At 35.2% G+C, this 25,323-nt stretch carries 14 protein-coding genes; 10 read left to right on the top strand and 4 right to left on the bottom strand.

Annotated features, from left to right (window positions below; all coding sequences use genetic code 11):
- Nucleotides 1–58: 58 nt before the first annotated feature.
- The 8 genes from ACZ0AH_RS10540 (at nucleotide 59) to ACZ0AH_RS10505 (ending at nucleotide 15,378) form a co-directional block, all read left to right on the top strand.
- Entirely contained in the window at nucleotides 59–5,965 is a 5,907-nt protein-coding gene (locus ACZ0AH_RS10540; protein WP_463475759.1) for a tail fiber domain-containing protein, read from the top strand.
- Nucleotides 5,962–6,684: a hypothetical protein gene (locus ACZ0AH_RS10535; RefSeq protein ID WP_463475758.1), complete on the top strand. Its 723-nt coding sequence runs from the start codon at nucleotides 5,962–5,964 to the stop codon at nucleotides 6,682–6,684. Before ACZ0AH_RS10540 ends, ACZ0AH_RS10535 begins: the two co-directional genes overlap by 4 nt.
- A gap of 80 nt (nucleotides 6,685–6,764) precedes the next feature.
- Entirely contained in the window at nucleotides 6,765–9,353 is a 2,589-nt protein-coding gene (locus ACZ0AH_RS10530; protein ID WP_463475757.1) for a tail fiber domain-containing protein, read from the top strand.
- Nucleotides 9,354–9,356: 3 nt separating this feature from the next.
- On the top strand, nucleotides 9,357–10,580 hold the full coding sequence (locus ACZ0AH_RS10525; RefSeq protein ID WP_463475756.1) for a Hint domain-containing protein: 1,224 nt from the start codon (nucleotides 9,357–9,359) through the stop codon (nucleotides 10,578–10,580).
- 1 nt (nucleotide 10,581) lies between these two features.
- Nucleotides 10,582–10,926 (top strand): SET domain-containing protein, encoded by a 345-nt coding sequence (locus ACZ0AH_RS10520; protein ID WP_463475755.1) that lies wholly within the window; start codon nucleotides 10,582–10,584, stop codon nucleotides 10,924–10,926.
- Nucleotides 10,927–10,928: 2 nt separating this feature from the next.
- The gene (locus tag ACZ0AH_RS10515; RefSeq protein ID WP_463475754.1) at nucleotides 10,929–13,979 is read left to right on the top strand and encodes a tail fiber domain-containing protein; all 3,051 of its coding nucleotides are present in this window, start codon (nucleotides 10,929–10,931) and stop codon (nucleotides 13,977–13,979) included.
- A complete protein-coding gene (locus ACZ0AH_RS10510; RefSeq protein WP_463475753.1) occupies nucleotides 13,979–14,542 on the top strand; it encodes a hypothetical protein in 564 nt (187 codons plus the stop codon). Before ACZ0AH_RS10515 ends, ACZ0AH_RS10510 begins: the two co-directional genes overlap by 1 nt.
- Nucleotides 14,542–15,378: a DUF6734 family protein gene (locus ACZ0AH_RS10505; RefSeq protein WP_463475752.1), complete on the top strand. Its 837-nt coding sequence runs from the start codon at nucleotides 14,542–14,544 to the stop codon at nucleotides 15,376–15,378. Before ACZ0AH_RS10510 ends, ACZ0AH_RS10505 begins: the two co-directional genes overlap by 1 nt.
- Nucleotides 15,379–15,809: 431 nt before the next feature.
- Here the strand turns inward: ACZ0AH_RS10505 and ACZ0AH_RS10500 are convergent, their stop codons facing one another.
- The 3 genes from ACZ0AH_RS10500 to ACZ0AH_RS10490 form a co-directional block, all read right to left on the bottom strand.
- A complete protein-coding gene (locus ACZ0AH_RS10500; RefSeq protein ID WP_463475751.1) occupies nucleotides 15,810–17,045 on the bottom strand; it encodes a PQQ-dependent sugar dehydrogenase in 1,236 nt (411 codons plus the stop codon).
- A gap of 223 nt (nucleotides 17,046–17,268) precedes the next feature.
- A complete protein-coding gene (locus ACZ0AH_RS10495; protein ID WP_463475750.1) occupies nucleotides 17,269–17,739 on the bottom strand; it encodes a hypothetical protein in 471 nt (156 codons plus the stop codon).
- A 1-nt stretch (nucleotide 17,740) separates the two neighbouring features.
- On the bottom strand, nucleotides 17,741–18,661 hold the full coding sequence (locus ACZ0AH_RS10490) for a heme-binding domain-containing protein (protein ID WP_463475749.1): 921 nt from the start codon (nucleotides 18,659–18,661) through the stop codon (nucleotides 17,741–17,743).
- Between the two features lie 789 nt (nucleotides 18,662–19,450).
- On the opposite strand from ACZ0AH_RS10490, the gene ACZ0AH_RS10485 reads away from it, so the two are divergent.
- Nucleotides 19,451–20,566 carry a LytTR family transcriptional regulator DNA-binding domain-containing protein gene (locus ACZ0AH_RS10485; protein ID WP_463475748.1) on the top strand — a complete coding sequence of 372 codons (1,116 nt, stop codon included), beginning with the start codon at nucleotides 19,451–19,453 and terminating at the stop codon, nucleotides 20,564–20,566.
- 236 nt (nucleotides 20,567–20,802) lie between these two features.
- Here ACZ0AH_RS10485 and ACZ0AH_RS10480 read toward each other — a convergent pair whose 3' ends face one another.
- Nucleotides 20,803–23,217: a TonB-dependent siderophore receptor gene (locus ACZ0AH_RS10480; RefSeq protein ID WP_463475747.1), complete on the bottom strand. Its 2,415-nt coding sequence runs from the start codon at nucleotides 23,215–23,217 to the stop codon at nucleotides 20,803–20,805.
- A 246-nt stretch (nucleotides 23,218–23,463) separates the two neighbouring features.
- Between ACZ0AH_RS10480 and ACZ0AH_RS10475 the strand changes: the two genes are divergently transcribed.
- A complete protein-coding gene (locus ACZ0AH_RS10475) occupies nucleotides 23,464–24,549 on the top strand; it encodes a PepSY-associated TM helix domain-containing protein (protein WP_463475746.1) in 1,086 nt (361 codons plus the stop codon).
- Nucleotides 24,550–25,323: the final 774 nt, after the last annotated feature.

Raw genomic sequence — 25,323 nt, 5'->3', positions numbered from 1 at the left:
ATAAAATTAAATTAAAAATTATTATTACTTAAATAGTAATAAAATTAAAAAAAATAACATGAGCATAAACCATAACAGAATAAAAGTAGCTGATTTAGAAACAAGTCAGCCAAATAAAATCCTTGCTACCAATAGCGATGGAGAATTAGAATTTAGCGATATCAACTTTGTAGCATCAGATTCTTACAATGGCCTTGATTACACTCTTTCGGGGAAATCCTTAGATGCCAGACAAGGTAAAGTTCTAAAAGGTTTAATTGATAATATTAATGTTTTAATTAACTCATATAATATTAATTTAAGTTCTAAGGTTACTAAATTAGAAAAGTCATACAAGATTCTTCAGGCTGACAATAATAGTTTATTCGTAAGCGATGAAATTACCAACTTTCATTTCAAAGGGCAGAATGGTGCATATGCAACCATTACACAAGTAGTAAATGATCCGAATTTTTATGGTTATGAAGGAAAAATATATTCTTTCAAAAATTCGCAAAATACACCTATAACATTATTACATAACGCTACTTCCTCACAGAATAATATTAAATTCTTTACCTTTCCTAATCAAGAAAATTTTGTTCTGCAACCTCACGAACACATTCAATGTGTTCAAATGAATGATGGAAGGCTGGATTTTATCGGAAGATTAGAAAACGATGTTGATCTATCGCAATATGCTTTAAATAGCTATGTAAACAGTCAAATAGAAACGATCCAAAACATCTTAAACTCTGATAATAATAGTCTCAATACTTTTCAGGAAATTGTTGATGTAATAGAGAATATCCAAAATTCACTAACAACTATTTTAGTAAATGACCTTACTTCTGGTGGATCTACAAAGGCTTTATCAGCTGAAATGGGGAAAGTTCTGCAAAATAACAAGGTTGACAAAGTTACAGGCAAAAGTTTACTTTCTGATTCAGAAATTACTCGCCTTGGAACATTATCTAATTATACGCATCCGGCAAATCATGCTCCAGGTATCATTACTCAGGATACCAATAATAGGTTTGTGACGGATGCTGAAAAAGCAACATGGAATGCTAAACAAGCAAATATTACCGCCGGAACAACAGCGCAATATTTCCGTGGAGACAAAACATGGCAGACTCTTGATAAAACAGCTGCCGGTTTAGCAAACGTTGACAATACTGCCGATGCTGCGAAAAATGTTTTGTCGGCCTCAAAATTAACAACGCCTAGAACAATTAACGGGGTTGCTTTTGATGGTTCCGCAAACGTTACGATCAATGCTGTTGATTCAACTCCAAGAATCGCTTCAAGCGAAAAAGGTGCTGCAAATGGTGTTGCAACACTCGATGCAAGTGGAATTATTTTAACCTCTCAACTACCTAGTTATGTTGATGATGTATTGGAATTTACAAATTTAGCTGCTTTACCAGCAACCGGAGAAACAGGAAAAATTTACGTTGCAAAAGACACCAACAAAACATATCGTTGGAGTGGCACTGCATATGTATATATTACAAGCGGAGCCGTTGACAGTGTGGCCGGAAAAACGGGAATTGTAACATTAGCGAAAGCTGATGTTGGTCTTGCAAGTGTTGATAATACGGCTGATACTGCGAAAAATGTTTTATCGGCTACAAAATTAACAACTGCAAGAACAATTAACGGGGTTGCTTTTGATGGTTCTGCAAATATTACAATTGCTGATGCTACAAAAGAAAATAGCATTACCGCCGGAACAACAGCGCAATACTTCCGTGGAGATAAAACTTGGCAAACACTTGATAAAACGGCTGCCGGTTTAACAAACGTTGACAATACTGCCGATGCTGCGAAAAACGTTTTATCGGCATCTAAATTAACAACTCCAAGAACAATTAACGGAGTTGCTTTTGATGGTTCTGCAAACGTGACGATCAATGCTGTTGATTCAACTCCAAGAATCGCTGCAAGCGAAAAAGGAGCTGCAAATGGTGTTGCAACACTCGATGCAAGTGGAATTATTTTAACCTCTCAACTACCTAGTTATGTTGATGATGTATTGGAATTTACAAATTTAGCTGCTTTACCAACAACCGGAGAAACAGGAAAAATTTACGTTGCAAAAGACACCAACAAAACATACCGTTGGAGCGGTACTGCATATGTATATATTACAAGTGGTGCTGTTGATAGTGTGGCCGGAAAAACGGGAATTGTAACATTGGCAAAAGCAGATGTTGGACTTACTAATGTTGATAATACAGCTGATACTGCGAAAAATGTTTTATCGGCTACCAAATTAACAACTGCAAGAACAATTAACGGGGTTGCTTTTGATGGTTCTGCAAATATTACAATTGCTGATGCTACAAAAGAAAATAGCATTACCGCCGGAACAACAGCGCAATATTTCCGTGGAGACAAAACATGGCAAGATCTTTCAACAAATGTCAGAAGTTCAGCCTTAACTGGATTTTTATCAGGTATCGGTACAGTTTCATCAAGTGATACTATTTTAAGTGCCATTCAAAAATTAGATGGGAATAATAGTTTAAAATTGCCATTAACTGGTGGCACAATAACTGGTAATCTAAATATAAATGGTAATCTAGATGGATCAGCTAATAGTTTATTAACCGATTTTATATTGGATACTCACCCTGAATCAACTTCGGTAACAATACCATTTTTGAATAATGATATTTCATATTTGACATTAAGAGGGGGTATTGCATCGGCAACTGATAATATAGGGACTGTGAATCCAAATATTTTTGATGGGGCACCTACATATGCAGGATTTAATCCTTCAACTTGGGGTACACACCCAGAAGGATATGTAATTGAAATGACATTTCATAAAATTTTTAATTATACATGCAAAGTAGGTGTTTCTTTTGGTGCAACTTCATGGCGATCAAAATATGTCAAAATAGAAATGTATGATGCATTAACACTTGCATATACTACTGTATTGGAAACTAGCTCTAATGCTAATCAAATTCTTCAGGTTTCAACCTCGTCAGGAGGAAGCGGAGCTAATGGTTTCTCAAAAATGAGAATGACATTTAATGATTTTCAAACAGCCAATAGTTTTAGAATAGCACAAATTTGGTTAGTAAATTATAGCAGCTTAGGAATAAAAGAAATCGCATTAGGAAAAGATGGAGGTACATTATACGGACAATTAACTGGTACAACTGCAACGTTTACAACAATTAATAGTGCATTAAATGGTAATGCTTCAACCGCAACAAAATTAACAACTGCAAGAACAATCAACGGGGTTGCTTTTGATGGTTCTGCAAATATTACAATTACTGATGCTACAAAAGAAAATAGCATTACTGTGGGTACAACATCTCAATATTTCCGTGGAGACAAAACATGGCAAACACTTGATAAAACAGCTGCCGGTTTAGCAAACGTTGACAATACTGCCGATGCTGCGAAAAACGTTTTATCGGCTTCAAAATTAACAACGGCAAGAACAATTAACGGAGTTGCTTTTGATGGTTCTGCAAACATTACTGTCGCAGATTCTACGAAACAAGCTATTGGTTCAACATTTTTTATCGGAACAACTTCTATTGCAAATAACAGAGCAAGCGCTGCTCAGGCATTAACCGGAATAAGCATTGATGGAAATTCTGCTACAGCAACAACTTTACAAACCGCAAGAACAATTAATGGTGTTGCATTTAATGGTTCTGCTAATATTACAATCAACGCTGTAGATGCTACAGCTAGAATTGCTTCAAGCGAAAAAGGAGCAGCAAATGGTGTTGCAACACTTGATGCAAGTGGAATTATTCTAACCTCTCAATTACCAAGCTATGTTGATGACGTATTGGAATTTACAAATTTAGCTGCTTTACCTGTAACCGGTGAAACAGGAAAAATTTACGTCGCAAAAGATACCAATAAAACATACCGCTGGAGCGGCACTGCATATGTATATATTACAAGCGGAGCTGTTGATAGTGTTGCCGGAAAAACCGGTGTTGTAACTTTAGCGAAAGTTGATGTTGGACTTACAAATGTTGATAATACGGCTGATACAGCTAAAAATGTTTTATCGGCTACCAAATTAACAACTGCAAGAACAATTAACGGGGTTGCTTTTGATGGTTCTGCAAATATTACAATTGCTGATGCTACCAAAGAAAACAGTATTACTGCCGGAACAACAGCGCAATATTTCCGTGGAGATAAAACCTGGCAAACACTTGATAAAACGGCTGCCGGTTTAGCAAACGTTGACAATACTGCTGATGCTGCTAAGAATGTTTTATCGGCTACCAAATTAACAACTGCAAGAACAATTAACGGAGTTGCTTTTGATGGTTCTGCAAACATTACTGTCGCAGATTCTACGAAACAAGCTATTGGTTCTACATTTTTTATCGGAACAACTTCTATTGCAAATAACAGAGCAAGCGCTGCTCAGGCATTGACCGGAATAAGCATAGATGGAAATTCTGCTACAGCAACAACTTTACAAACCGCAAGAACAATTAATGGTGTTGCATTTAATGGTTCTGCAAATATAACTATTCCGATTAATGATACTGACAAAGTTCCACATCAGGATGGAACAAGATCAGATCTTAATTATAATGCTGCCCTAACTTCTGGTTTTTATAATGTCAACTCAACAGGAACAAACGGACCAGGAACATCTTATAATAATTTAATAACCGTAAAAGGTATTGATACTGGTTTACAAATAGCAGGTGGATATTTAACTGATTCATTATGGTTTAGAGGATGGGGTTCTAGTGGAGCAACTTTTGCACCTTGGCGAAAATTATTGCACGATGGTAACTATTCTTCTTACTCTTCATTTTCTGGAATTGTTTCTTCAAACACGGGATTTCAAACAACAGGATCTTATACAACATCTAATTCTTCTGCAGCTGATGCTATTTTAGGAGCAACATCTTTTTATGCAGGAAGTAATTATCCAACTTTATACAGCAGTAACCCTAGTCGATGGATTATGCATGCAAACCCTCACGTAGCATATGTCGAAAATGGATACAATGGATATACAGGATCAATGACAGGAGCTACCACCAGATATGCGGGTGATCATTATGCAATAAATTACTGGGATGTAGGTGTAGGAACAAATGGCGTAGGTACTGATACATTTTCTATAGGGAGAAACGGAATATCTCATATGAGAATAGTAGCCAGTACCGGAAGTGTAGATATTAAAGGTCAAGTAAATGCATTAGTCTTTTCAGGAGCGGCTACAGCATTGACTGGTATGGCATATTCATTAAGTATTGGAGGAAATGCTGCGACTGCAACTACTGCTGTGACTGCAAGTAATTCATCCCAAATAGGAGGCGTTTCTTCTAATAGAGTAATGATGAAAAGAAGAGTAAGAATTAATACCGCTGATTCAACTTCTCTTAATTCTTCAATAACTCAACCTGAAATGGGATTTACCTATGGTGGATCAGGTGAACCTGCTGGTCCTTATATGGCATTTGGTGGCTTAGGTGGAGATATAGATTATTCATGTCAATTAGTTGGAGCTTATGTAGGAGGAAATGATTTTAAAATTAGAACAAAAAATGATGATGCTGCTGCTTGGAATCCATGGAGAACACTCATAACAGATGGTAATTACAGCTCATTCTCTGCATTCTCAGGAGCAATTACAGGAGCTTCATTAACAGTAAGCGGAGACGTTACGGCTTTTTCTGACGCAAGGGTTAAAGAAAATATCAGACCTATTTCAAACGTAATTGAAAGAATTCAGGCATCACGAGGAGTTGTGTATGACAGAATTGATACGCAACAAAAAGACAATATTGGATTTATTGCTCAGGAACTTGAAGAGAATTTCCCTGAATTGGTATTAACCCGTGAAGACGGAACAAAAGCTGTTAAATATCAAAACGCTGTGGCAGTACTGTTTGAAGCAATCAAAGAGCAACAATCTCAAATTGAAGAATTGAAAGAATTGGTAAATAAATTATTAAAATCATGACTCTAGTATCATCCGGCCCAATATCAATGGGAGATATTAATGTCGAATTGGGAAAATCCCGAACATCATTAATATCTCTGGATGGTGCAGAAAATGGTTCTTATGGAACTATTAATCAAAATAGTGCTTCCAGACCTTCGGCTTCAAACCCAGCATCGATTAGTGAATGGTATAATTATAATCATGCTGCAACTGCTCCTTCATTAGTTATTACTAGTTATAGTTCCGGAAATATTTATTTTACTATTAGTGGAACTGGATATTCCCCTTCGGCTATAACTGTAAAAACAAGTACAACATCTTCCAGCGGTCCGTGGACTTCTAGTACTGCAGGTCCAACATCACCCAGAAGTGTGACACTGCCTACACTTACTACCTGGTTTCAATTAGAAGATCCATCCAGACTTTCTGTGGTATCTAATGTATATCAATATGTAAAAACCGATAATACTCCGCCACCTGCTCCTACTCTTACCGGATCATATAATAACCCTGGCAGAGCTCTTACATTATCATGGAATGCTGTTACAGATCCTTCTAGTCCTGTTACTTATAAACTTTATTCAAGTAATGTTTTTCAGACTAACAATACCTCCACTTCGGTAACATTATATGGAGCATGGATAAATCAGGGAAGCAATACATGGACAGTACGTTCTCTTGATGCGGCCGGAAATATTTCTGGAAATAGCAATTCTTATACGTTTACTGCATCATAAAATAATTTCCATGGATTGGATTAAATAAATCTAATTCATGGAAAAATTTAAACCAACTCTAAACTATAAATAAAAAAATAATGAGCATAGATCATAACAGAATAAAAATTGCTGATCTGGAAAGAAATCAGCCAAACAAAATCCTGACTACCAATATTATTACTGGAGAATTAGAATTTACTGATATTAACAGTATTAAAGTCGATAGTTATAATGCACTTGATTACACTGTTGCAGGTAAAGCATTAGATGCCAGACAAGGTAAAGTTTTAAAAGATTTAATTGATAATATTAATGCATTACTGGCATCTGATAATATCAATTTAAACTCGCTACAGGAATTGGTAAACGCTATCGAAGTTGTTCAAAATTCTTTAAATACTATTTTAGTAAATGACCTTACTTCGGGCGGAACTGCAAAAGCTTTATCTGCTGAAATGGGGAAAGTTTTAAAAGATTTAATTGATAATATTAATGCGTTATTGGCATCTGATAATATCAATTTAAATACGCTGCAGAAATTAGTCGATGCTATTGAAGCTGGTCAAAATTCTTTGAGCACTCTTTTAGTAAATGACCTTACTTCTGGCGGAACTTCAAAAGCTTTGACTGCTGAAATGGGGAAAGTTCTACAAAACAACAAAGTAGATAAAGTGGCAGGTAAAAATCTACTTTCAGATACAGAAATTGCACGTCTTGGAACACTTTCTAATTACACACATCCGGCAAATCATGATCCGGGCATTATTGTTCAGGATCCTAATAATAGATTTGTAACGGATTCTGAAAAAGCAACCTGGAATGCCAAACAATCTGCTTTAGGATTTGTTCCCGAGAATACTTCTAATAAAAATACTTCCAACGGATATGCAGGACTTGGTCCGGACGGAAAACTGATTTCTTCTCAACTTCCTTCTATCACCGTAAATGATACATTTGTAACAGCTTCACAAGCAGCTATGTTAGGATTAACAGCAGAAACCGGAGATATAGCCGTAAGGACTGATTTAAATAAATCATTTATTTTAAAAGGTTCAAATTCTGCAATTTTGAGTGATTGGCAAGAATTGTTAACGCCAACCAGCGACGTTACAACTGTTTTTGGACGAAATGGTGCAATTACCTCTCAAACAGGAGATTATAACGCCGACCAAATTACTGAAACTGGAAGTAGAAAATTTCAATCGGCAACGCAACAAGCATATAATGATGCAACAAGTTCTATTCAGGCACAATTAAATTCAAAAGCTTCTGCAACAGGTTCAGGAGCATCTGGCACATGGGCAATTAATGTAACCGGAAACGCTAATACCGTAGGTGGATTACCTGCTGGTGTATTTATGAGATCTGAAAATGCAAATGGTTTTTATGGAATGGCAAGACCTTCTGATGGAGATACAACAGATTGGATCAGAACAACAGTAAACGGAATAATTCCTTATCAATCAGGAAATTCCGGAAACATTGGAACACCTGGTTGGAACTTCAACTCTATTTATGGGGTTACCTTTTATGAAAATAATACAGCATTGTCCAGTAAATATTTAGGAATAGGTGCAAATGCTGTAACAGCAACCAACCTTTCTTCAAATAGAAATAACTGGAATAGCAATGGTACAAGAAGTGCTGTTGTAGGGCAACTTAGCTGGAATAATTACGGGAATGGTCATACTATTTTTGATGCTTCTTCAAGTTATTCTCCAGATGATACAGGAGTTAATAATAGTAATTCTCAAATACCATGGACACCTTCATTCCCAGCTCTTATGGGTTGGAATGGAAATAATACATATGGTGTAAGAGTGGATTCAGCAAGATTATCAGACAGAACATCACGAGCAAATGGCAATCTTTATATTGATGATAATTATGGTAATGGAGTTGTTGGCGTTTATTCATCAACAAGATATCAAGGGGTTTTTGCCATGGGTGATGCCTATAAACTATCTGATGATGGAACAGCTACAAACAATTGTTATGGTTTAGCCTGGACGCATTCTAATGTTGGCGGTCAATCTATAGCTGGATTAAGTCATCAATTATTAGTAATGGAAGCAGGTACAACTAAAACAGCAATTGGTACTGGTATCTGGACTTCGGGAGGAATTACGGCATCGCGATTTGCTGCTGGTTTTGATGCAGGAGTAGCAAACTCATTTTCTTGTGATGGATGGTTTAGATCAGGCGGTCCTTCTGGTTGGTATAGTTCATCTTTCGGAGGTGGTATCTGGATGCAAAATACTACCAACGTTGAAATTTATGGAAACAAACAACTTTTAGTCAATAATAATATCACGGCTACCGGGGATGTAATTGCTTATTATTCTGATGAAAGATTAAAAACTAAAAAAGGCAAAATAATTAATGCTCTAGATAAAGTCAAAAAATTAAATGGCTTTTATTATACCAATAACAAATTGGCAAAAAGTTTTGGATATGAATCAGATGCTTTACAACTAGGTCTTTCTGCACAAGAAGTTCAGGCAGTTTTGCCAGAAATTGTAACCATGGCACCTTTTGACAGAGAAATTCTGGAAGATGGTACCGAAGATTCAAAATCCGGACAAAATTATCTGACTGTAAATTACGCTAAAGTAGTTCCGTTATTAATTGAAGCCATCAAAGAACAGCAAGCACAAATAGAATTTTTATTAACTAAAATAAAATAGATAATGGCTTTAAACTCATCTGGTCCTATTTCGTTAAGCAACATCTGTAATGAAAAAGGAATATCCGCAACTAATGCATCTCTCGGAACATTATCCACAACAAATATTAATCCAAACAGCAATCAAAAACCTAACGGGGTTGCACCTCATGCCATATCTGAATTTAGAGGCTATAATCATGCAGCAATAGCGCCTTCGATAACCATTACCAGTTATAGTGCAGGAAATATTTATTTTACTTTAAGTGGGACTGGATACTCAACTTCGGCAATAACTATAAGAAAAAGTACTTCCTCTTCAAGCGGTCCCTGGTCAAACGATACAGGTTCACCAAGCTCTCCTAGAATCGTTGGAATTCCTACGGTAAATACCTGGTATCAGGTACAGGATGCAATTACCCCATCGATCGTTTCTAATGTATACTTTTTTAGTGCCGTTGACACTACTGCGCCAAGTGTACCAACCACAATCTATTGTGATTATGGATCTGGTGCTCCTCAAAGTTCAATAGCTATTTATTGGAGTAACTCAACAGATAACGTCGCTGTAACAGGATATCAGCTTCAAAGAAAAACTGGGTCAAGCGGAACCTGGGCAACAAGATATACCGGAACCAATACCTCTTATGAAGATACAGGCAGTCGTGATACATTATATTATTATCAGGTTCGTGCATTTGATGCTGCCGGAAATTATTCAGGCTTCTCTTCATCAGCAGCCTGGAGAACCGATCCAATTGTAATTGTATGTTTGGTTGAAGGCACTCTGATTACGTTACCTAATGGCGCTCAAAAACCAATTGAAACATTGGCTGTAAACGAACTTTTACTCTCTGCTGAAATTGAAACATTAAAAGACACAAATGATGTAAATGAATTATACAAATGGTCTTGTAATCAATTATCAGAAACCAGAATCACAGCACCAATAACGAGTATTGAACCTAAAATTGCCTATGAAACAATCGTTATTAATGAAGGATTATTAGAAGCAACTCCTTATCATTCACAATTGATCCAGCGTGATGGAGTTTGGAAGTTTATTCCAATGGGAGAAGTTATAGTGGGCGACAATTTATATGGAATCAATCAGGAAATTATACCGGTAAATTCTGTATCTCTTAATAAAGAGAAAAGAAAAATTTATCCCATGTCATTGAGTCCTTCTCATACCTATTTCGCTAACGGAGTATTGACACACAATATTAAACCACCAGATCCGGTATAAAATGAATTATAAAATAAATGATGCCGACAAATCTAATGTGAAAATAGTTGCGAATCAAAATATCTCAGCCGGACGTTATATTGGCAAGTATATTACCAATAAACCTGTAGATAAAAGATGCAGGTATTTGTATCAGGAACATATGAGTCAAAAATGGTGGGAAACCAGTGATTTAGGTCGATACTGCAACCATTCAATAGCTCCTAATACACACATAATGTTTGTTGGCAGCGTTTTGGAATTATTTACTAATAAAGAAATTCCAGCCAATGAAGAGATATTGGTAGACTATAGAAAAGTAACCGAATTTATTGGATATATCCCGGAAATAAATTTTAAAATATAAATATGAGCATAGATCATAACAGAATAAAAGTAGCCGATTTAGAACAGAATCTGCCAAACAAAATATTAACTACCGACCAAAATGGTCAATTAGAGTTTAGTAATATCAGCAATCTTAAAATTGACAGCTACAATGCTCTTGATTACACTATTGAAGGTAAAGCACTAGATGCCAGACAAGGTAAAGTTTTAAAAGATTTAATCGCTTCTATTAATGCATTATTAGCATCTGATAATATCAATTTAAATACATTACAGAAATTAGTCGATGCCATTGAAGTAGTACAAAATTCATTAAATACTATTTTAGTTAATGACCTTACTTCAGGTGGAACCTCGAAAGCTTTGACTGCTGAAATGGGGAAAGTACTCCAAAATAATAAAGTAGATAAAGTTACAGGTAAAAATCTACTTTCAGATACTGAAATTACACGTCTTGGAACACTTTCTAATTATACACATCCAGCCAATCATCCTGCAAGCATTATTACTCAGGATTCAGGTAATCGATTTGTAAGTGATACCGAAAAAACAGCTTGGAATGCCAAACAAACTGCATTAGGGTTTGTTCCGGAAAATACGTCTAATAAAAATATGGCCAACGGTTATGCCGGACTTGGTTTAGACGGAAAATTGATTTCTTCTCAACTTCCATCCATTACTGTAAACGATACATTTGTAATAGCTTCACAAGCAGCAATGTTGGCATTATCAGTAGAAAAAGGAGATATTGCAGTGAGAACTGATTTAAATAAATCATTTATTTTAAAAGGCTCAAATCCTACATTATTAAGTGATTGGCAGGAATTATTAACGCCTACAAGTGCTGTAACTACCGTTTTTGGTCGAAACGGTGCAATTACTTCTCAATCAGGAGATTATTCTGCAGATCAAATTACTGAAACAGTAAATAGAAAATTTCAATCTGCAAATCAGCAAGCATTTAATGACGCAACAAGTTCTATTCAAACACAATTAAACGGGAAACAAGCAGCAGGAAGCTATGAACCTTCTATTATAAAAAATACAGCTTTTAATAAAAATTTCGGAACTACAAGCGGTACAATTGCCGAGGGAAATGACGCAAGGATTCTAAATGGCCAAACTTCTTTTGGATGGGGAAATCATGCCGGACTTTATAAATCTATTGGATATGTTCCGTCTTGGGGAGAAATTTCATCAAAACCAACAACTTTGTCTGGTTTTGGTATCACAGATGCTCTGGTCTTATCCGGTACACATTATATTGGTACTACAAATTTAGCCTTCAATAGATCTAGTGCTGCACAAACATTAACTGGAGTTAGTATTGATGGAAATGCAAATACCGTGGGCGGACTTCTTGTTCACTCAGCCACTAACAGCGAACCAAATAAAATTGTAAGAACAGATAGTAATGGTTATATCCAGGCTGGATGGATCAATACAGTTTCCGGTGATAGCGGATTAACTCCAATTAGCAGAATTTACGCTTCAAATGACCAATATTTGAGATATTATACTCCGGCAAATTTTATAAGCAGTTTAGGTTTGGCAACAACTGCAACAAATAGATGGTACGATGGCTGGATTACTGCACCGGGTTACGATGCAAACACAATTGCTGAAAACAAATCTGGATTTTCCTATTCAAATAACTGTCCTTTAAGTGGCCAATTGATACATTTTGGTTCAGGAGGATATAGTTTGCAGTTAAACTCAAATTACGGATCAGGTATTGCTGATGTGAGATTTCGAACACATAATGGAGATAGTAGCACCTGGGGTTCATGGGGTAGATTTATAACTGACGGAAATTACGCAGGGTATTCTGCATTTTCCGGTATTGTTTCTTCAGGCAGCGGATTTCAAACGGCTAATTACGCTACAAATACAAGAAATAGAATTTGGTCTTTTGGTGATTCTGATGGCTATGGTTTAAGTTATTTTCAAGGAGCTGCAGGTCAGTATGGTGCAGACTCAATTGGAATTCATTTTGGAAATGCTGCAAATGCTTCATCACAATTTATTTTTGCCAATAATGGTAATTTCATTACAAGCGGATTAGCAACTAGCTCAGCTCTTGGAGTCGCCCAAACGACAGGATCTGGTCAGGGAATATCATTATATGCCGGTGCTGTAAACGGTATGCCTTCGTATGGATTAATGTTTGCAACAACATCTAATTATGGAGGATATGGATCTGTAAACGGAGATTGGGCAACTTACTTCACAATGGCTGGCGCAACAAACAGAGGCTGGGTATTTCGTTCCGTAAACACAAATGTTGCCAGTATTAGTGCTACAGGCGTATTTACAGGTTCAAATTTTGTTGGACCATTATCTGGAAATGCTGATAGTTCAACTTCTGCCAGAAGAATATCATTTGTTGATGGACCAAGAACTTTAAGTGATCGATTACCAAACTCATTTGCAAGAACCGTTAATTTCGATTTTGTTAATGCGGCAACTGTGGGAGGATCCGGGAATTATGGTGGTGTAATGACATTTGCTCCCTGGGATGGCTTATCAGCTTCTACTGGAGATTCTTCTTATCAATTAGCCTTTAGAAATGAAAGCGGCATTAATGGTTCCGGATTACCTGGGCTTAGACTTCGTAAAGGAATTGACACCTCTTGGGGAGGTTGGTATGATATGCTCCATTCAGGTAATTACAGCTCTTTTTCAGCATTTTCAGGAGCAATAACCGGTGCTTCATTAACAGTATCAGGAGATGTTGTAGCTTTCTCTGATGCAAGAGTTAAAGAAAACATCAGACCAATTAAAGATTCACTTAAAAGAATACAAGCTTCAAGAGGAGTTTTATACGATAGAATTGATACTAAGGAAAAAGATAACATTGGATTTATCGCTCAGGAGCTTGAAGGCGCTTTCCCTGAATTGGTAATTACACAAGAAGATGGAACAAAAGCGGTTAAATATCAAAATGCGGTTGCAGTATTGTTTGAAGCCGTTAAAGAACAACAAATTCTAATCGAAGAACAGCAACAAATCAATAAAAAACTTAATAAAAAAGTAGAAGACATTCTACAACACTTAAACATAAAACAATAATGGCATTACCTACAAGCGGTCCAATCTCAATGGGAGACATAAATGTAGAATTAGGAAGAACACGAACAGCATCTATATCTTTAGATGCTGCCGAAAATGGCTCTTATGTTACTATTAATCAAAATAGTTCCTCTAAACCATCAAGCACAAATCCTGCAACAATTAGCGAATGGCGTGGTTATAATCACACAGCAGTTTCTTCTGGCGGCGGTGGCGGCGGTACTGTCAGTACTGGTTATTTAAATAATATGACAGGCCATACAATTAGTGCTACTTATATGGCGATCAAAGCTAATGGAACAAGTGTCGCCTATATATCAGTTCCAGCATTAGCACATGGTGCTTTATATCAGTTTAATACTTCATATACTAGTTTATTCTCTAATGGAACATTTGTTATTGATTTATACACACCTGTAGTAGGTTTAACTACATCAAATTATTTTTACATGACAGCCGGGTCAAACAGTACAAATGGATATTTTTCTAATACGGGAAGCAGTTTGAGAGCAACCGTTACATCATCAGGCCCTCAATATTCAATTACTATAACAATTAAATAATGAAAGTAGTTTATAGTTATTGGGATACTGGCAATGGTTTAAAAAAACCAGGAAATTGGTTTAATTCGAGGTTAATGCTGTCGTCAATGGTAATATCTGTTTTAAATAGTTACAAACATTATGGCAGGGTTGAAATGGTTACAGATAGCCGTAGCAAATTATGGATAGAAAAATTAGGATTGCCATTCGAATCCATTAAAACAGATCTTGATGAATTAGAGAAATACGATAAGAATTCATGGGCTCTGGGTAAAATAAAAGCATATAGCATACAAAAAGAACCTTTCATGCACGTAGATCTGGATGTAATTTTATTCGAAGCATTCTCTGATAAACTTGTAAGTAACGATTTGTATGTTCAAAATATTGAACCCTTTAGTATGGATACGTATAATAAGACATATATGCCGTATATCGATTTGTTAGAAAAAAACGGGAAAAATTTACCTATTGGTTTTCATGACAAAAAACATGCATTAAACTTAGGTATTTACGGATGCAATAATCTCGATTTTAATAAATTATTCTGTGACTCTGTCTTTGCATTTGTTGATAATAACGAAAAACATTTTAAGATGCATGTTCCTTTAGATAAATTATGTGTGGTTTGGGAACAATATTTTTGTGCTGTTATTGCAAATAAAATGAAATTATCTATAGGCACAATCATCGATCCGGATTACGTATTAGCAACTGAATCCGGATATGTACACTTATTGATTGATAAATACAATGAAAAACTAGCCGATAATTTTAACCAACATGTAAAAATTATCTATCCAGAATATTACGAATTAATAAATGAATTGCTGAAAATCAACAATGTTGAAGTTTAGTCGCATAAAATTAAAACCTTAAAACGGCGTCATTTGATGATACTCTCTGCAACACGCTATTTCCAGAGGAGCTACTGTAAATTATATACTGTGATATTAATACATATAATAATAAATATGGAATCAACTTAGTAGCCTCAATACCATATACGGTAAATTTAACAACTCACAACCCAATGAAAAAACTTCTAATCACAATCGGAATTCTCACCACAATCATAACATTTTCAGTATTATTCATTGCGGGAATATTTTTCTGTTTTGTAAATGCTATAGCATTGTTTATTTCTTATCAATACAAAAGATTTAAAATTTATTTGTACAAGATTTTCAAACGAAAACAATTTACGGCAGTAGTATATAAAGAATAAAACATATAATTTCTAAACAAAAAATGGCGCTAATAATAGCGCCATTTTTTTATATTATGATTAATCAATTTTCTTATCAATTTTATAAAGTCTGCCCTGATCTGTAACGGCATATAAGGCACCATCATTTCCTTGGGTAATATCTCTAAAACGTTGACCTTCTGCGGCAAGAAGCCTTTCTTCGCCTATCACTTTATTATCTTTAAAAGCAAGACGAACAATATGCATTCCGCTTAGGGCGCCTATGAAAAGATTATTTTCCCATTCCGGAACGCGATTACCGCTGTAGAAAGTCATTCCGCTTGGCGAAACAACAGGATCCCAATAATACACAGGTTGTTCTAAACCTTCTTTTTGCTGAATTCCCTCTCCTACTTTTTCTCCGCTATATTCAATTCCGTATGTAATTGTTGGCCATCCATAATTCGAACCCGCTTTCAGACGATTAATTTCATCACCACCACGAGGTCCATGTTCGCTTTGCCAAATTTCGCCTGTTACAGGATGAAGCGCCAATCCTTGTGGATTTCTATGGCCCATAGTATACAATTCCGGCAACGCTCCTGTTTGATTAAAAATAGGATTTCCGGCAGCTGGTTGTCCGTCTTTCGTTATTCTGATTACTTTTCCTAAAGCTGCCGAAACGGATTGTGCCAAAGGTCGGGTCTGAAGTACAGAACGTTCCCCGGTACTTACGATAAGATTTCCTGTTTTATCAAAAAGTATTCTTCCGCCATAATGCAAGTCACTCGGATTTGCAGGATTTGCACGATAAATTACCGTTGCTCCTTCAATCGTTTTTTCATCATTTGATAATTTTCCTTTAGCAACCGAAGTTTGATTGCCACCTGTTGCAGATTCCGAAAAAACCCAGTAAATCATACGGTTAGTCGCAAATTCAGGATCAATACACAATCCTAATAAACCTCCCTGACCACTTGAATTAACGGCAGGAATTCCTGTAATTTTATTACCAACAACTCCTGCTACAGTTACAATACGCATTGTTCCTGACTTTTCTGTTATTAATAATCTTCCGTCAGGAAGACTTTTAACGCCCCACGGAGCGCTTAAAGCTGAGGTAACAATTTTTGATTCGTATTTTGTAGTCGTCTGAACACCATTTGCACGGGTTTGTCCGGCAAATGCAGGTTTATAATTGGTATTAGGCGCATTATTTTCGACTGGCGGAGTAATGGTACCCGGATCTACATCATCGATAACTTTGTCATTTGAACAGCTAATCTGCGTCAATAATATATTCGAGAGAATAAAAATGTAAGTTAATTTTTTCATGGCTTTAAGATTTAAGGAGTTTACAAATCAGGTAATTATATCTTTAAAAACGAAATCTGACCGTTTTTATTTCACATCAAACTTCTTAAATAATAAACTAAAAAACTTATATAATTAAAATCAGAAATTACAGAATTATCTGTAAAATAAAAACTCCAAATCCATGACTTTGGAGTTTTTTATTATTGAAACATAACTGGATTCAATCTCAGTTATTTTAGTATTAAGGCAGAATTGCCATTTTTTGATGTAATAAAATTTTAATTCTGTTATGATTACCAATTGTATCATTTTGAATTTGAATTGGACTTCCACCGAATTTCTGATAGTGTAGAATTCCGTTTTTAGAAACAGATTCGAGCGTTTCAAATGAAATCAGTTTCCCCGGGATTACAGCACCAAACCAGTTGGGATCTGGTTTCTGATTCCACGTGATCCAGATCAGTTTTTCTCCTTTTTGGAAAATAGAACTATTGGATTGAATTCTTTCAATTGCTTTTTGATTTCCGTACAATAATGAAGTGGTGTGTCTTTTATTATTAATCGAAGAATTGATGACTTTTAAACCTGAAACTTTATTCAGTAATTCGCTCGGAAGGGAAGCTTCTGTATTTAAGGCCTTTTCGTTTGAATTGGAACAGGCAAAAAGAAAAAACAAAGCAATAAGTGCGGTAAAATAAACTATCGTTTTCATATTATTGTCGGATTGGAAGCGTGAATACATAATCGTTTTTCTCCATTGGTTTGTGGCAATTCATACATTCGATCACAAAATCGGTGTTTTTGCCATACGGAACCAGTTCTGTTGTTTTAAATCGGGCAAAACCCCAGCCTTTTGTTTTCTTGTATTTGTTCTGATCTTTAATCATATATTCGACTTGTTTAAAAGCGCCTTGCGAAATATTTCCGTCCACATCTTCAATTTCTTCGTAAGCGGCTTTCGCTAAAATAGTACCATCCGGCCACGGACTAATTTTCTTGTCTTTAATGGCTTGCACAGCAACAGCATTCCCGAAAATAATTCGCATTGTTCCGTTGTCCAAACGCTGAGTTGTGCTTATTACTGCCCAGTTTTTATAATCAGAGATATAGGCAATTCCGTTTGGGGCTTTGGATATTTCAGCCAATTTTTCAGTCTTTTTTAATACTTCTGATTGGTTTTTCAGTGCTTTTATTTTCGCTGTATCCTCAGGTACATTGTTTACTTTCAGGTCCCAGATATAATCTTTTAGTACTTTCAGATCTTCTTGAGAAATCTTAGCCTGAGGATGTGCCAGCGTATAACTGCTCAACGGCATCGCACCCTGATCAATCTGGTTTACAGATTCCCAAAGTTTTGCTTTTTGATCTGCCGGAGCTAATTGATCCCAGTTCGAAAAATTAAGTCCGCTCCTGCCCTTTTTTATATGTTGGGCAACCAGCCACGAAACGGGAACTATTTTATCATACCAAGCCAAATTCGTTTCGTTAGAATGACAAGCATAACAGGAATTTCTTAAAATAGTTTCGACCTGATGAGGTACTTTTACATTTCCGGTAACGGGCGGATTTGTAATTTCCGGCTGCCAAAATTGTATTCCCGCAAAAATCAAAAACAAGATTATTATTGGAATCATGACGGCCTTTCTTTTGTATATTTTCTGTTTTTTCATAGGGTTGGTTTTTCTATTTAAATCTTAAATTGGAAACTCAATTTTAATCTGTAAAATCAAAATTTGGCAAAATCAAAAATAATCTTGTTTTGAATTTTATACTGCAAATAAAGGCATGAACGCTTATTAGAATCAACAAAAACTGCACGAAAGGGAAAAAATGAACTTAAAAGGGAATAAATGGAATTGAAAGATTTTAGTTTATTTTAAAAAATCAATTTTGAAATTTATCAGTAAACCGCAACAAAATTTAAAGCCGCAGATTACAGGATTAAAATGATTATAAATATTTTCATTTGTTATAAATAATATGTCGTTCCGCTGGAACTTTTATCATCCAATATTTCTGTTTACTATAAATATGATGCTCCGATGGAGCTTCTTAAGCAATGCAATAAAAAGCCCCAGAGGGCAATGTCATTAAGTTAAGCTTTTCGAAAAATTAATCTCGCAAAGGCGCTAAGACGCAAAGTTTAAACACAACATTGTCATTTCGACGAAGGAGAAATCTCCGCGAGAAGCTCGACAAAGGTTAGATTTACGTTGCGGAGTTACTTACGGAGATTTCTCCTTCGTCGAAATGACAAACCTTTGCGATTTTGCGAGATATTTATTCGGCTTTATTTCAAAAAAAACCATCGGGGTGAGATATTTTATTGAGTTCCAAAAAAAAACAGTATTAAATATTTGTTCAGGAATTACAGACAGCGGATTATTATTAATTAAATTTGAATCATCAATTCAAACTTTCTTATGAGAAAAGACAGGCTTTATCTTTTTACGTTTTTATCCTTACTTGTTGTTGTGTACATCTGCGGATACTTTAGCATGAATTATTTGGTAAACCTGAGTACCCAACAATTCCTGAAAATACAGATTGAATCCAGTAAAAGAGAAGCCAAGGAAATGGCCAATCTTATATCGTATCAGGCGCAACAAATTCCTGACAGAAAGGTAATCATAAATAATGTACAAAAAAGCATCGAAAAAACAGATACTCAAACAGGATTTCTTTGCATGTTTGATCAAACGGGAAAAGAAATCTGTCATCCCAATCCGGAGAAAATTGGGCGAATGACGGGACCTGATGAATCTTTTATTTCAAAAACGCATGATGAGGTAAATCCTGAAGATTTTTATTCATATCTAAAAAATAAAACGGAAGGCGGCGGAATCCGGAATTTTAATGATCCCAAGCATGAATCTGAAATTATATACCTTTATCCGGTTAAAAACACAGAGTGGATTGTGGCTTCTCATGCTAACCTGAAAAATATTAATGACCAGGTTCAGAACCTGAAATTCTATTTTATTCTGGTGTATATCGCAACGGGCGCTTTGATTGTCTTGCTTTCTTTTTTTATGATTCGCCTTTTCGGAAGCCGTTATGAAAGAAAACTGGAATTAAAAAATGAAGATCTTTTTAATGAGGTTTTAAGTTTATCAAAACTGAATCATGATCTTACGAGTTATAAATCAAAACTGGAACATCAGGATCATATTAAAACGGAGATTCCGACTCCAACTTCTCCTATAAAAAGAATTTTAACACATTTAAAAAGTGAACTTGTTGCGCTTGAAATTGATCAGATTGCCTACGTTTATATGGAAAATACGATCACTTACGTGAAAGATTTAAACGGAAAAATTACAACGAGCACGAGCAGTCTGGATGAAATTCATAACGAATTGGGCAATAGTGTTTTTTTCAGGGCGAACAGACAGTTTATTCTGTCGATTAAATCAATCGATAAGATTATTAAATATGGTAATAATCAGCTCAAAATTGAAGTGGTTCCAAATTCTACCATTGACATTATTATAAGCAAAAACAAGGCAGCTGAGTTTAAAGCCTGGCTCCATAAATAAGTAAAAGGGAATACTTCATTTGATTGAAATATTCCCTTTTACCCAAATAAATCTCGAAGGTTTGTCATTTCGACTGAGGAGAAATCACACGCGTAACTCGACAACGACTTTCTGTGCGGAGTTTCTAGTGTGATTTCTCCTCCGTCGAAATGACAATATTATATTTTAAACTTTGGGTTTTAGCGCTTTTGCGAGATTCATTTTATTTTCTAAAAAGCTTGTACTAAATAAGATTATTAGAATTTAAACGTAAAATTTGCCGTTATACGCGTCGGGTTTTGAGCCGCAAGTCGGTATGACCAATATTTCTCATTTGTTAAGTTGTCTACTTTAAGACCCAATCTGTATTTTGGCTGGTCATAAAAAAGTGAAGCATCTAATACAGTGTAGGACGGAATTGAGAATTTGAAAGTAGTCGTGTTTGTCTGGTAATATTCACTTCCGTAAATTCCTCCAAAACCAATTCCTAAACCTTGTGCCATTCCTGTAGTAACTCTATAACTCGCCCATAAATTTGCCGTTCGCGGAGATCCTGCTGTTGTAGGTCGCAATCCCTGAACACTTGCATTACTTTTTTCGTATTTACTATCATTATAGGTATAACCGGCGACGATATTTAAGCCCGAAATGGGGTTGGCAATCAACTCGGCTTCAAAACCTTTACTAACCTGAGTTCCGTCCTGAATTAAAAAGTTAGCATTATTAGGATCGTCACGTGTAATATTTGTTACGCTGATGTCATAATAACTCAATGTAGCCGATATTTTACTAAGGTCAAATTTAAAACCTCCCTCCCATTGGTTCGCCTGATTTGGTTTGAATGTATTTCCGTAAAAATCAGAACCTGAAACGTTACTGAAACCATTCATATAATTACCAAAAACAGCAATTTTGTCTTTCATAATTTGGTACACAACTCCAAATTTTGGAGAAAATGCGGTTTGATTGTAATTTCCGGCTATAGAATCTTTACTTGGATAATAGGTTCCGTTGTTGATATATCGGTCTACACGAATTCCTCCCATGGCTAATAACCTGTCCGTAACATTCAAAACATCAGACACATAAGCGCTATACGTTTCTTCGTCATTAGAAACAAAATTGTTGAATTTTGCAGTAGCAAACATTGGCGCTACTTTATCAACATTAAAATTATTATAGGCATCGCCCGGTTTTTTATAATCCATTGCCGGCATGTTTATCATGGCATCATTACGTGTTGCACGTAGACTATAATAATCAACTCCGGCTACGACTCTGTTTTTTAGCTGGCCAATTTTAAACTGACCAATAAAATTCTGCTGAATATCTGTTCCGTAAAATGGCGATTCCTGATACGTAACTTGTTGTCTTATTGTTGTTGCTGACATCATTTGTAATCCCACAACATAACCGTCTGATGATGATCTTGTTCTGGATAAAATAGTTTGAGATGTCCATTCATCAGATATTTTATACTTTAACTGCGTGAAAACATTATATTGCTGACTCGTATAATTAATGGTATTGTTGGCAAAAGATAATTTGTACGGAATATCAAGATCTTCGATACTGCTTTCGGTTCCTTTTACCACGAACGGCGCTAATCTTGTTGGTGAAGTGGCTTTATATAAACTAAATTCTATATCAATTAAAAGGCTTAAACGATCATTAATTTGATACGAAAAACTTGGTGCAATCGAGAAGTTTCTGTTAAATCCTGCATCCTGAAAGCTTCTTTCGCTATGCAAAGCGGTATTGATTCTTAGCAAAGCACTTTTATCTTCGTTAAGCGGTGTATTGATATCAGCTGTTAATCTGTTCAAATCCCAACTTGCTGCAGAATACGAAATTTCGCCTTTGAAAGTATCAAAAGGTTTTTTGGTAACACGGTTAAATAATCCGCCAAAAGATGATAATGTACTTCCAAATAATGTTGCCGATGGACCTTTAATAACCTCAATTCGCTCTAAATTTGAAGGATCAATTGTAGTATAGGTAAAACTTCCTACTCCGTTTCTAACAACTTGCGGAGTTGGAAATCCTCTTGAAATTGAAGTTGTACGGCCTTGATTTCTTACTTCGGCAATACCGGCTCCGGGAACGTTTTTAAAGGCACTATTGTAATCTGTAACAACTTGTTCCTTCATTAATTCTTTGCTTACTACGATATAAACCTGCGAATTTTCGATGTTTTTTAAAGGCATTTTCGCTACATCAAAACTTTCTTTTTTGGCAAAACGGTTTCCTCCAGTACGAATTACGACATCTTCCAGATTTTCTACAGATGAATTTACTCTGATATCTACTTCAGTACTTGAAACTTGTTCTGTAATCTCGGCGGTTTCTGTAGAAGATGCATAACCTGTCATCGTAACTTCTAAAGTATATTTTCCTAATGGCAGTTTTTTAAATTCATATTTACCTGCAGAATTGGTTACGGCACTTTTATTTATTTCTATCAATTTTACAATAATTCCTTGTCCGGCATTTCCGTCGTTGGTTATTACAGTACCGGAGATTTGTCCTGTCGATGCGGTTTGAGCATTCACAAAACCAACATTTAGAAGTAAAAAAAGCATCAATAATAATGCGGAAATATGTTTTGAGCTTTGTATTTTATGGTGTAGGTATGCTAGAAAAAAAGGAATTTTGGGTAAGGGTGTTGTCATGTTATTCTTATTTAAACTGATTCTAAATTAAATCGCAAAAGAACAATATTTTTTTTAATCTATCAACAGCAAAACATTATTTTTTTTGAAAATAAATTCCTTTAAATAAGCGTATAAAACAAACTTTAATAAAGTTTTTGAGATCTAATTATTATTTGGACTGTTTCTAAAATACAGCTATATTTGCGCGCACTGTATTAAGAATACGCAGAAAAAATCAACATTATCTACTAAATGATTTTCAAATTGAATCAAAAACAAATTAAAAATTTAGCCCGTCAAGTTCATTTATGGCTGGGTTTATCAACCGGAATTATTGTTTTTATAATTAGTATTACGGGTTGTATTTATGTTTTTGAAGAAGAAATAAGAAATGCCTCGAAACAAACCGAACTCTATACTGCTATTCAGGAAAAACCATTTATAGGTCTTGAAAAAATTGTAACTAATTTTCAGAAAGAAGTTCCGAAAGGGAAAATTACTTTAATCAGAATAAACCAAAAAGTCCCGAACGCTTCTATAGAAATCGGCACAAAAAAGAAAACATATTATTTTAATCCATACGACGGCTCTTTAGTTGATAACGAAAAACCGGATTGGTTAACTGTCGTTAGAAAACTTCACACAGAATTGCTTTTGGGCGAAACCGGAAGTTTTATTCAGCGCTGGTCAGTCGTAATTTTTACATTAATGTTAGTGACTGGAATTATTCTTTGGTTTCCAAACCAAATGAGATTAATTAGACAATCTTTAACCATTAAATGGAAAGGAACTTTTAAACGTGTGAATTATGATTTGCATAATGTTTTAGGATTTTATGCTTCATTTATTTTGATTGTTATTGCGCTTACAGGTTTATTTTTTGCATTTAAGGAGGTTAAAAATACAGCTGCATTCCTGACAGGAACTAAACTTACAGATGGAAAAGAAGCACAACCAGAACGTATTCCTATCGAAGAACCGTTAGCAATACGCTACGACCGAATTTATAAAACGGCGACGCAACAATATCCTGGTGCTGATTTAGCTACTTTATCAATAAAAAAGACCGGAGATTTAAGATTGAGATTGTTGTATCCGTATAATTGGTCCCGAAAACAAAATACTTTTTACTACAATGTAAAAACAGGACAATTGCTGCGTTATAAATTATACACCGATTTTAATCGTGCTGATATTCTCGAAGCCACAAATTATGATCTTCATACGGGACGCCTTTTTGGTCTTTTCGGAAAAATTGTCGCTTGTCTGGCAAGTTTTATTGCTGCAAGTTTGCCAATAACGGGATTTATAATTTGGCTGAAAAAGAAAAAGAAGAAAAAGAAATTGTGAAATCTATTGCATAATTTCTTAACGTAGTCTTCTGCCACTAAGGCTCAAAGTCTCAAAGTTTATTCTCCTTTTATGTTAAGCTGGGTTCTGCCACTAAGGCTCAAAGATTATTTTCATCTGTGGTTACTCACTTTGCGGGTCTTCTCCCAAAGCCTCGGGATCGCTCAGACTGACAATTGAGACTTTTAAATAAATATCGAATTACTTTCTATCAAATATTTAAATATTTAAATTAAAGTCCTTTACATTCTTACTTACAATCTTGAAACCTCTTTTAGCGTAAAAAACCAAATTAAAAGTTAAAAAAGAAGCTCAAAAGCACTTACTTTAACTAAAAAATACTATTTATCTTATATTCTAATGTTGCAAGTTAAGTAAATTGTTGTAAAAACTTACTAAAAAATAGTTTTTGGCTTCTCAAATTTATTCAAAAAACTCAAGTGCCGATTTTCATAAATTCTACAGAAAATTGGGTATCTGAAAATCTTATCAAAAACACAAAATAAGTCTTTTCTTTCAATAAAATAAACTGTTTTCAGATTGTTTGCAAAAATTCTTACACAAATTAAACCTTCTAAAATTTACTGCTTTTTTATAAAACAGAATCTATCTCAAAATAGGATGGATAGCAGATTATTGTTTCATTTTATAATTTGAAACATCTTTATAAAATAACCGTAAATAATTTCCTTCATTTAACATACCTTTATGTTATTGATTGTAAATATTTTATGACTTTAAAATATTTATCTGTTTGATCTTCATCGCGATTTG

The sequence above is a fragment of the Flavobacterium sp. AC105 genome (genome assembly GCF_979258495.1).
This window is presented reverse-complemented; position numbering and strand designations above follow the sequence as displayed.